This is a genomic window from Terrisporobacter muris (genome assembly GCF_024621905.1).
GTDB classification, from domain to species: domain Bacteria; phylum Bacillota; class Clostridia; order Peptostreptococcales; family Peptostreptococcaceae; genus Terrisporobacter; species Terrisporobacter muris.
Map to the genome: position 1 here is coordinate 1 of NZ_JANKBY010000126.1, position 9,816 is coordinate 9,816.

Annotated in this window: 9 protein-coding genes; 7 read left to right on the forward strand and 2 right to left on the reverse strand. The window is 28.7% G+C overall.

Annotated elements, in window-relative coordinates:
• On the reverse strand, positions 1 to 568 hold a 568-nt coding region (locus NSA58_RS10820), incomplete at its 3' end, for a tellurite resistance TerB family protein (RefSeq protein ID WP_257560456.1).
• Positions 569 to 690: 122 nt separating this feature from the next.
• Between NSA58_RS10820 and NSA58_RS10825 the strand changes: the two genes are divergently transcribed.
• The 3 genes from NSA58_RS10825 (at position 691) to NSA58_RS10835 (ending at position 4,436) form a co-directional block, all read left to right on the forward strand.
• Positions 691 to 1,215, forward strand: a complete 525-nt coding sequence (locus tag NSA58_RS10825) for a nucleotide exchange factor GrpE (protein ID WP_074429739.1) — start codon at positions 691 to 693, stop codon at positions 1,213 to 1,215.
• 30 nt (positions 1,216 to 1,245) lie between these two features.
• The gene (locus tag NSA58_RS10830) at positions 1,246 to 3,003 is read left to right on the forward strand and encodes an Hsp70 family protein (RefSeq protein ID WP_074429738.1); all 1,758 of its coding nucleotides are present in this window, start codon (positions 1,246 to 1,248) and stop codon (positions 3,001 to 3,003) included.
• A gap of 257 nt (positions 3,004 to 3,260) precedes the next feature.
• Positions 3,261 to 4,436, forward strand: coding sequence for a cation diffusion facilitator family transporter (locus NSA58_RS10835; protein WP_039681151.1), 1,176 nt, complete (start codon positions 3,261 to 3,263; stop codon positions 4,434 to 4,436).
• 148 nt (positions 4,437 to 4,584) lie between these two features.
• Here the strand turns inward: NSA58_RS10835 and NSA58_RS10840 are convergent, their stop codons facing one another.
• Positions 4,585 to 4,905: a (2Fe-2S)-binding protein gene (locus NSA58_RS10840; RefSeq protein ID WP_039681150.1), complete on the reverse strand. Its 321-nt coding sequence runs from the start codon at positions 4,903 to 4,905 to the stop codon at positions 4,585 to 4,587.
• An 862-nt stretch (positions 4,906 to 5,767) separates the two neighbouring features.
• Here NSA58_RS10840 and NSA58_RS10845 point away from each other — a divergent pair.
• From NSA58_RS10845 to aroF, 4 genes are read left to right on the forward strand one after another with little or no spacing between them, the layout of a single operon-like run.
• Positions 5,768 to 6,352, forward strand: coding sequence for an anthranilate synthase component II (locus tag NSA58_RS10845; protein ID WP_039681149.1), 585 nt, complete (start codon positions 5,768 to 5,770; stop codon positions 6,350 to 6,352).
• A gap of 1 nt (position 6,353) precedes the next feature.
• Positions 6,354 to 7,703 carry an aminodeoxychorismate synthase component I gene (gene pabB / locus NSA58_RS10850; protein ID WP_039681148.1) on the forward strand — a complete coding sequence of 450 codons (1,350 nt, stop codon included), beginning with the start codon at positions 6,354 to 6,356 and terminating at the stop codon, positions 7,701 to 7,703.
• Positions 7,693 to 8,430, forward strand: a complete 738-nt coding sequence (locus tag NSA58_RS10855) for an aminotransferase class IV (RefSeq protein ID WP_039681147.1) — start codon at positions 7,693 to 7,695, stop codon at positions 8,428 to 8,430. Before pabB ends, NSA58_RS10855 begins: the two co-directional genes overlap by 11 nt.
• Before the next feature lie 39 nt (positions 8,431 to 8,469).
• Positions 8,470 to 9,252 carry a 3-deoxy-7-phosphoheptulonate synthase gene (gene aroF / locus NSA58_RS10860; protein ID WP_052233139.1) on the forward strand — a complete coding sequence of 261 codons (783 nt, stop codon included), beginning with the start codon at positions 8,470 to 8,472 and terminating at the stop codon, positions 9,250 to 9,252.
• Positions 9,253 to 9,816 lie beyond the last annotated feature (564 nt).

A 9,816-nucleotide genomic window follows, 5' to 3' on the forward strand; every position in this document is an offset into this window, starting at 1 on the left:
CATATTGTTTTTTTAAGTCTTCTTTTGTAGCATTTTTATTTAAACCTAGTATTTCATAATATTCATCTAGCTTATCTACATTATCATCATATTCTTCAATTTCCTTATTTTTTTCTTTCGATATCCTATCGTATATTTCATCGCAAGTATTAGCATCTAAATTAAATACACTTATAAAATCGCTTATTATTTCAGCTTGGGTGTCATTTAATGTTTCGCTATTTATTAAGCATAAGCTTATAAGATGATAAAGAATTTTGAAATCAAGATCTTTCTTATCTAGAAGATTGTCTATGGATCTTTTTAGAGATATAATTGTTTCCTTATTATAATCATGAAATCTTCCATAGTCGTACTGTGCAAATAGCCAAGTTTCCTCACTATTATTCATATCAAAAGATTCAATATAATTTATAATATAATCTCTTTCCTCAGGTGAAATTTCTGTGTCAGCTTTGGCGCAATAAGTGAGTAGTCGTACTAAATAATCAGCTGTGGCACTTTCAACATTTTCCTCTAGATTTTCATCTATATAACCTTTTAATAATAAATCTTCCATAAGAGCCATAATAAAACCTCCTTAAATTTTAATATTTCTCGATTAATTAGATTATATATAAAATAATTTTGCTCATCAATCATATATATTAAATAAGTTAATTTGTATAACTAAATAATAAGGAGGGGTAGATGTTGAGTGAGGGTGATGAAGTAAAGAAAGAATTGAATATACAAGATTTACTTCAAGTTATGGTGAGTATGAAAAGTGACTTAAAAACAATTAATAAAAATAGTAAGAAAAGCATAATGTCTATTGAGTCCTTAAAAGAAGATTTGCATAGAAATAGTAAGGAAAATTTTAAACTAAAAAAGGAAATAGAAGAAAAAAAGGCAAATGAAATAAAAATTTATAGGAAAATAATCTTAATTTTAGACCAAATAGATAGCTTTCATAAGTTTATACTTACTTTAGATAATGAGGAATTTTCACATAACTTGGAAATAATGAAAAAAGTAATCAGGAAGGAAATTAGCGAAATCAATTTAGTTGAGATTAAATCCATGGGAGAGTTATTTAATCCAGAGCTACATAAATGTATTGCAGTGGAAGAAGACCAGTCAAGAGAAAGTAAGGAAATTATTAGTGTTATTGAAAAGGGATATATGTTTAGAGGTAGAGTTATTAGACCTGCCTCAGTAATTATTGCAAGGTAGCTTAAAATTATATTATAAGGAGAGGATGAAATGGGAAAAATAATTGGAATCGATTTGGGGACAACTACTTCAGAAATAGCTTATATAGAAAATGATGAACCTAAGATTATTCCAGACTGTTTTGGAAATAGGATTGTTCCATCAGTAGTTGGGAAAAAGGAAGATAATACTATTATTGTTGGTCAGGTAGCTTATAATCAGCTAATACCTTCCCCTGATAGAACTGTGGCAGAAGTAAAAAGACTTATGGGTTCAGATACGAAAATTTCCATGGGAGACAAGGAATACATGCCCCATGAAATATCAAGTATGATTTTAAAAGAGTTGAAAAAATATGCAGAAGATTATTTGGGGGAAGAGATAACAGAAGCTGTTATTACTGTGCCAGCAAATTTTAACAATTCTCAAAGAAAAGTAACAAAGCTGGCTGGAGAAATGGCAGGGTTAAAGGTAGAGAGAATTATCAATGAGCCAACAGCAGCAGCCATGGCATATGGTATAAATAATTTAGATAAAGAAGAAAAAATTCTTGTTTATGATCTTGGAGGAGGAACTTTTGACGTATCCATTTTGGAAATGTTTGAAGGTATATTAGATGTAAAATCAAGTAGAGGTAATGATAGATTAGGTGGAAAGGACTTTGATAGTAGAATAGAAAAATACATAGAAAAGGAATTTGAAAGAATCTACAAGCAAAACTTATACCATGGTATAGATGTACAAAATAAATTAAGTATAAAATTAAGAGTAAAAGAAGCTGCTATAAGTGCAAAAAAAGAATTATCAAATCAACCTTCAACTACTATAAACATACCTTTTATTACTGTTATTGATAATAAGCCTGTATCCATAAGTATTGAACTAAAAAGAGATAAATTTAATGAACTGACAAAGGATTTAGTAGAGAAAACTACAGAAAAAATTGATGAAGCATTAAAGGCAGCAAGTTTAAAAGCAAAAGATATTGATACTGTACTTTTAGTAGGAGGTTCAAGTAGAATACCTGCTGTAAGAGAGTTGGTGGAAAGCAAGTTTAAGGGGAAAATTATCTCAGGAATAAATCCAGATGAAGCTGTTTCCATGGGAGCTGCAATTCAAGCAGGTATAAAAAGTAATCAAATTACTTGTGAAGAAAATCTTATTATAACTGATAAATGTAGTTACAACTTAGGCACAAGCATAATAAAAATAGGTGATGGAAAAGTAATAAACGGTGCTTTTGACTGTATAATTCCAATAGATAGTAGTATCCCTTGTTCTAAAAAGAAAGTCTATTATACAGCAGTAGATAACCAAGAAGAGGTTAGAGTAGAAGTATATGAGGGAAATGAAGAGTTGGCAGAAGATAATGAGAAGATAGGAGATTTTCTATTAAAAGGTGTGCCAAAGGGTAAAGCAGGAGAACAGAGCATAGAGGTTCAGTTTGATTATGATTTAAATGGAATTTTGGAAGTTAGAGCTACCATAGTTAGCACAGGTGATTCAATTAATAAAATCATAGATAACTTTAAATTAATTAAACTGCCACAAGACGCTTTGGTAGATGAGAATTTATATGAAAGATTTAAAATAGATGAATGGGAAAATTACAATTTGGCAGGAAGTGTAAAGGGTACAATAGAATTAGCAGAAAAGAAAATTAGTAATCCAGCAATAAAAGAAGATGAGAAACGATGTGAAAAAATAGAAAAACTTTTGGAAGAATTAAAATTAGCAGTAATTTATGATAATGAAGAGCTGGTAGAAAAGTATGATGAAGAGTTAACTGATATATTATTTGAAGAATAAATATTAGGTGTATGAGTTTAATATATAATTAATATGACTAAAAAGAAGTAATAGCCTTAGAAGGTTATTACTTTTTACGTGGAAGTAAAATATATAAATATATGTAAAGTAGAGAAGAGTTATAAATTCTTCTCTATTTATGTGTATAATGATATATAGAAATATTTACTTCCAGTCTTTGACAAGTAATATTCCTATATATTATTATATTAGAAGCATAATAATATAATTAAGAAGAGTTATAAAAGGAGAAAAAAATGATTTCTAAGTATTTAACAGAAAAATTTATAAAAAATCATCAAAACATAGAAGATGAAAAAACTAGAAACTCTTATGTATATTTGGGAAGTATAGTGGGAATTATATGTAACTTAATTTTATCGGCAGTAAAAATTACTGTGGGACTTATTAGTGGTAGTGTTTCTGTTTTAGCTGATGGTTTTAACAACTTGTCTGATATGGCATCTTCCGTTATAACTATGATAGGTATTAAGCTTGCAAACAGACCAGCAGATAAGGAGCATCCTTTTGGCCATGGAAGGATGGAGTATTTATCAGCTTTAATTGTTGCATTTATGGTTATGCTTGTTGGTGTTCAGTTTATAAAATCATCTATAGATAGAATTATGAATCCTGTACCAATAACTTTTGAAATGATACCATTTATTTTATTGCTTTTATCTTTAATAGTAAAATTATGGCTTAGTAGATTTAATAAATATGTGGGAGAAAAAATAAATTCTTCTGCTTTAAAGGCAGCGTCTGTTGATGCTCTAGGAGATGTATTTACTTCTAGCTGTGTTCTAATTTCATTTGTTGCTGCCAAATTTACAACATTGCCAATAGATGGTTATGTAGGTTTAGTTGTTTCAGCAGCTATACTTTACGCAGGTTATTCTTTAGTAAAAGATACAATAAGCCCACTTCTTGGAGAAGCACCAGACGAAGAATTGGTAAAAGCTATTAAACAAGGAGTACTTTCTTATGATCATATAATTGGTGTTCATGATTTAATAATTCATAATTATGGTGTGGGAAAATGTATGGCATCTATTCATGCTGAAATACCATCAAACATCGACTTAATAACAATACATGAAATTATAGATACTGCAGAGAGAGAAATATCACAAAAGTTAAATATATATTTGGTAATACACATGGATCCTATGTGTATCCATGATGATAAAATAAATGCTCTTAAAGGTGATGTGCAAAACATACTTTTAAGATATGAGTCTATAAAATCTATGCATGATTTTAGAATTACTGAAGGAGAAAATAAGATAAATCTTATATTTGATATAGTCGTGGATGCGTACGATATTAATACAAAGGAAAAAGAAGAGGAACTTAAATCTAAAATGATTGAGGAAATTAAAAAATTAAATCCTTTATATAATTGCGTAATTACTATAGATAAGTATTTTTAATAAACATTTAACTATTTATTAAACTATTGTACAAAATATATTTTTGATTTTGCAAATTAAATTAATAAGACAAATTAATAAAATTAAATTCAATTAATAAATAAAAAAGAGGGAAAACTAAAATTTAGTTTTCCCTCTTTTTTATAAACTATCTTTTTAAATCTATAACGTTTTGAACTAAAGCTTTACATCTTCCACAAGCAGAACCTGCTTTAGTAGCTTCGGCAACTTTTTCAACTGTATCACATCCGTTGTTTACTGCATTTACAACGTCTTCTAATGATACATTGTTACATCCACATACAGAAGCTAATATTTCTTCTATAGCACCAGCACATCTACCACATCCAGTAGCTGCCCCTGTTTTTTCTTTGATTTCTTCTAAAGTTCTTGCACCGTCTATCATTGCTTTTCTTATATCTATATAAGAAACATTTTTGCAATGACATATTATTTTATTTCCTGCCATAATTATTCCTCCGTAATATTATTAATGACCTAATCTAATATATAATTATATAAATTGAAAAGGACATCTTCTATTATATACCAATGAATACGATTATTTAAACAATTTTTATTTAATATTTTTAACTATTTCGTTTATTATGCTTTTTGCATCATGCATAATAAGTACCTGGTAACAATTACGATGCTTAAATCGATCCACTTTTGCTACAATTTCTTTATCACACACAGCGGTCAAGTTTATATTCATTTTCTAATTTCCTCTTTTAAATACTATCTAAAATAATGATAAGTTTGTTTTCTAATAAATACAAATTGATTATCGTAAACAAGTTAAGCGGATTTATGAAAAATTCACTATAGTTGAACACGGAAAATATAATGAAATAGCTGAAAATCCTAAACATCATTATACAAAAAATTAATAAGTTCAGTACAACCGAAGTCACCTTTTGAAAGAGCGTGACACTAATAGAAAGTAAACTCATTGTAAAATGTCCGAAATGCTTGGAGGAACTTAGAGGGGTTAAGGGCTTTGGTTTTGTTAAATGTAAGAAGTATGGTTAGGATTTGATTGATTTGATGTTGAAGATTGATTATGTTTTTAAAAAGTGATTGCATAGCTTATTGATAAAGAGCACTTATTTATGTAAGTGCTTTTGTAATGTTTAATTTTAAAAGATTAAGTAATTTAACATTAAAATTCCAGGTATGTATAAAAGATATTTTATGAATAAATATCATGATAAAAGATATAAAGCATTAATTTATAAAAAATAAAAAAAATAAAAGTTTAAATGGAAAAATTATACTATAATTATATTGTAATTGTTAAAAATATATTTTACAAGGGGGGTATTTTCATGATTCTTATGATTGATAACTACGATTCATTTGTATACAACTTAGTTCAATATATGGGGGAATTGGGAGAAGAAATATTAGTAAAAAGAAATAACGAGATAACATTAGAAGAAATAGAAAGTTTAAATCCAGAAATTATAGTTTTATCACCAGGGCCATGCTCACCAACAGAGGCAGGTATATGTATAGATGTGGTAAATCATTTTAAAGGTAAAAAGCCAATTCTAGGTATATGTTTAGGTCATCAGACTATAGGACATGTTTTTGGAGGACAAGTGGTAAAAGCATTGGAACCAGTACATGGAAAGGTACACCCTATAAAGCATAGTAGTAAGGGTGTTTTTAGAAACTTAAGTAATCCTTTGAATGTAACAAGATATCACTCTTTAGTTGTGGATGAGAAAAGCTTACCAGAGGAGTTGGAAATTACTGCTTTAACTAAGGAAGGTGAAATAATGGGAATTAGACATAAAAAGTACCTTATTGAGGGAGTACAATTCCATCCAGAGGCAATCTTATCACAGCAAGGGCATGAAATACTTAAAAATTTTATAAATGAAGCTAGAGAAAGGGCGGAAGTTTAAGATGATAAAAGAGATTAAGACTAAATTAAGTGCTTTTGAAATATTCACATTATTTAAAGATGAAAAAGATAGTTTTATTTTAGATAGTGCCATGGATAAAAATAAATTAGGAAGATACTCTTTTATAAGTAGTAATCCTTTTAAAACTTTAAAATATAAAAATAGTGAAGAAAATCCACTAAATTATTTACAAGAAGAGTTGAATAAATATAAGGTGGAAAATAATACTCATATTCCTTTTATAGGAGGAGCAGTAGGTTACTTGTCTTACGATTTAGGTAATTATATTGAAAAATTACCACAAACTGCAAAGAAAGACTTAGATGTTTATGATTTATATTTTGGTTTTTATGACTATGTAATAGTGGTGGACCATTTAGAAGAAAAAACATATATTGCAACACCAGATTTAGATTTGAAAAAAGAAGCAGATATTGCTTTTGTTGTTGAGTGTAAAATCAGTGAAGCCGAAATAAATGGAGTTAATCCAATTTGTTATGAAAAAAAAGAAGTTCCTCCAACTAGGCTTACATCTAATTTTACTAAAAAAGAATTTGAAGATGGTGTCGAAAAAGTTAGACAGTACATAAAAAGTGGAGATATATATCAAGCAAATTTAACACAAAGATTTAATGGAAAAACTACTTTATCTAGTTATGAATTATACAGAGATTTGAGAAGAATAAGTCCTGCACCTTTTGGAGCTTATTTAAACTTTGATGAGTTTAATATTTTATCTAACTCTCCAGAGAGATTTATAAAATGTATAGATGGAAAGTTGGAAACAAGACCTATAAAAGGTACAAGACCTAGAGGTAAAAATAAAGAAGAAGATTTGAAACTTCAAGAAGAACTTAGAAATAGTGAAAAAGATAAGGCAGAATTACTAATGATAGTGGATTTACAAAGAAATGACATAGGACGGATTTCTAAAATAGGAAGTGTAAAAGTACCAGAGTTATTTGTAATAGAGCCTTATGCAAATGTTAACCATCTAGTTGCAACAGTTGTTGGAGAACTTGATGATAACAAAGATGCAGTAGATGTTATCAAAGCAACTTTTCCAGGAGGATCCATAACAGGAGCTCCAAAGATTAGGGCTATGGAAATTATAGATGAACTGGAACCAACTCAGAGAAATGTTTACACAGGTTCTATAGGATATATTGGCTTTAATGGAGATATGGATTTAAATATAGCCATAAGAACTATTATAAAAAAAGAAGATGAAGTTTACTTCCAAGTGGGTGGAGGTATGACTTGGGGTTCTGACCCTGGTGAAGAATACCAAGAAACTTTGGACAAAGCGCAGTCTATTATGAAAACTTTAAGAGGTTATTATGAAGAGTAGTGTAAGTTTTAATAGTGGATTAATTAAATTTGGTATGGGGTTGTTTGAAACCATAAAAGTTGAAGAAAGACCACTTGATTTGAATTTGCATATGGATAGAATGTTTAAATCCATAGAAGAGTTAGATTTAGATATTAGTAATAATAAGGAGTTTTTAACAAAAGCTGTTTTAAATTATATCGAAGAAAATAAAGTTGAAAACAAGGCTCTTAGACTAACAGTATTTGATGAAGGTTATAATATTTCAACTAGGGAGATAAGCTATAACGAAGACACTTATAATAATGGATTTAAATTAACAGTAGCACCTTTTAAAAGAGGCAATAGTATAGTCTATAAGCATAAAACTACAAACTATTATGAAAATATTTATACTAAAAAGTATGCTATGAAAAATAATTTTGATGATGCTATCTTTGTTACTTGTGAAAATATAATTTTAGAATGTTCCATGAGTAATATATTTTTTATAAAAGAAAATAAAGTTTACACACCACATAAAGATTTACCACTGTTAAATGGTATTATGAAGTCAAAAATCTTAAATGTTTGCAGAGGTTTACAAATAGAAGTAGTGGAATGTGAAATAAAATTAGAAGAAGTCGGTGAGTATGATTTTGCTTTTGTGTCAAACAGTTTGATGAAGGCAGTTAAAGTGACAGAAATTGATAAGGTGATTTATAACTTTGAAAATGAAACTTTTAACAAAATAATCTGCTACCTATAAAAAGATTAATATTTTAAAAAATTAAGGAGTTTCGAGCTTATGAATAGTACACTCTTTTATAAGGATGTAAAAATTACCATAGACTCATGTGATAAGAAGATAAGGTTAAAAAAGGACAAGGTCATAATGGCAGGTCCTTGTGCCATAGAAAGTTATGAGCAACTTCTAAATACGGCAAAGTTTGTAAAATCACAAGGAGCTAATGTACTTAGAGGTGGAGCTTTTAAACCAAGAACTTCACCAAACTCATTTACAGGTTTAAAAGAAGAAGGTCTGAGAATTTTAAAAGCAGTAAAAGAAGAAACTTCTTTGGCAGTTATAACAGAATTAATGGATGTCAGAGATTTGGAAAAATTATACGAAGTAAGCGATATAATTCAGGTAGGTTCTAGAAATATGCAAAACTTCACATTACTTACTGAATTGGGAAAGCAAGACAAACCTGTTATGTTAAAAAGGGGAATAGCAGCAACCATAAGTGAGTGGATTGGAGCATCAGATTATATTGCAAAGGAAGGAAATAATAAAATCATAATGTGTGAAAGAGGTATAAGAACTTATAATGATTATACTAGAAATACACTTGATTTAGCAGCAGTTCCTATTGTACAAAGCAAAACTAATTTTCCTGTGATAGTTGACCCAAGTCATGGGACTGGAGTTAGGGAACTTGTTAAACCTATGTCGCTTGCAGCCATGGCTTGTGGTGCAGATGGATTAATGATAGAAGTACATCCAAATCCAAGTAAAGCCTTAAGTGATGGAATGCAGTCTCTTCACTTTGAAGAGTTTGAGGATTTGATGGATAGTTTAAGAAAATAATTACTTTTTAATAATTGTATACCTAAATTATATAATTAAATTCATAAATAAAAGCCGTAAGTGATAAATGAACTGAATTATGTCAAATAGACAGTCTAAAAATAAAAACTAAGCAACTAAGGTCTGCTCTCCATATTCCATGGGAGTCAGACCTTTTAATCTTTTTATTGTAAAACTACATATATTTATATATTGCTAATTTTAATTCTTCAAAATTATAAAATTTTTTCCCTTATTTAATATATTCTTAGGAGTAATTTGAGGATTGATTTTAACATAATTCTCTCCTTATTTCACGAGTTATAATATTATTTTCAGTATCTCTTTTATTTTCTTGTGTAAAAGATGTACTAGACAATTTACATAACTATCAGTAAAAAAACTAATTTCATCAAAAAACATTTATCGTTAAGTTATTTAACACTAGCAGAAGTTTCCTGTAACTTCTAATATAGAATTGTTGCTCATTTCTTTTCTCAATTTCCATAAAGCTGTTTTTTCTTCTTCTGAAAGTAATAAGTCTTCTCTTCTTGTTCCTGATTTATAAATATCTACAGCAGGGAA

Excerpts from the sequence above, each read along its gene's own strand:
- NSA58_RS10825 (WP_074429739.1), top strand. The coding sequence starts at position 691 with ATGTTGAGTGAGGGTGATGAAGTAAAGAAAGAATTGAATATACAAGAT.
- NSA58_RS10830 (WP_074429738.1), top strand. The coding sequence starts at position 1,246 with ATGGGAAAAATAATTGGAATCGATTTGGGGACAACTACTTCAGAAATA.
- NSA58_RS10835 (WP_039681151.1), top strand. The coding sequence starts at position 3,261 with ATGATTTCTAAGTATTTAACAGAAAAATTTATAAAAAATCATCAAAAC.
- NSA58_RS10840 (WP_039681150.1), bottom strand. The coding sequence starts at position 4,905 with ATGGCAGGAAATAAAATAATATGTCATTGCAAAAATGTTTCTTATATA.
- NSA58_RS10845 (WP_039681149.1), top strand. The coding sequence starts at position 5,768 with ATGATTCTTATGATTGATAACTACGATTCATTTGTATACAACTTAGTT.
- pabB (WP_039681148.1), top strand. The coding sequence starts at position 6,354 with ATGATAAAAGAGATTAAGACTAAATTAAGTGCTTTTGAAATATTCACA.
- NSA58_RS10855 (WP_039681147.1), top strand. The coding sequence starts at position 7,693 with ATGAAGAGTAGTGTAAGTTTTAATAGTGGATTAATTAAATTTGGTATG.
- aroF (WP_052233139.1), top strand. The coding sequence starts at position 8,470 with ATGAATAGTACACTCTTTTATAAGGATGTAAAAATTACCATAGACTCA.